The following is a 268-nucleotide window of genomic DNA, read 5'->3' on the forward strand; positions in this document are numbered from 1 at the left end:
CCGCCGGATCGGATGGCACGCCGGGGGCCGAAGGGCTTTCGGGTTTGGCGCGGGCCTTCTTCTATGCGGGCGCGCGGGCCATCCTTGTGTCGCATTGGCCTGTTGATGATTATGCCGCTTCGGTCCTGACCACCGGCATGCTGGACCGGATGTATGCGCCCGATGCCCGCGGCCGGGCCGTGGCGCTACAGCAGTCAACGTTGGACATCCTCGATGACACCAGCGAAGATCGCTTTGCCCATCCGCGCATCTGGGCGCCGTTTGTGGT

1 protein-coding gene is annotated in these 268 nt (G+C 65.7%); it reads left to right on the forward strand.

Features of this window, described 5'->3' with window-relative positions:
* Positions 1 to 44 precede the first annotated feature (44 nt).
* On the forward strand, positions 45 to 268 hold a 224-nt coding region (locus Q4528_RS14065; RefSeq protein WP_303522219.1), incomplete at its 3' end, for a CHAT domain-containing protein.

It is taken from the genome of Staphylococcus pasteuri (assembly GCF_030547725.1).
Lineage (GTDB): Bacteria > Bacillota > Bacilli > Staphylococcales > Staphylococcaceae > Staphylococcus > Staphylococcus pasteuri.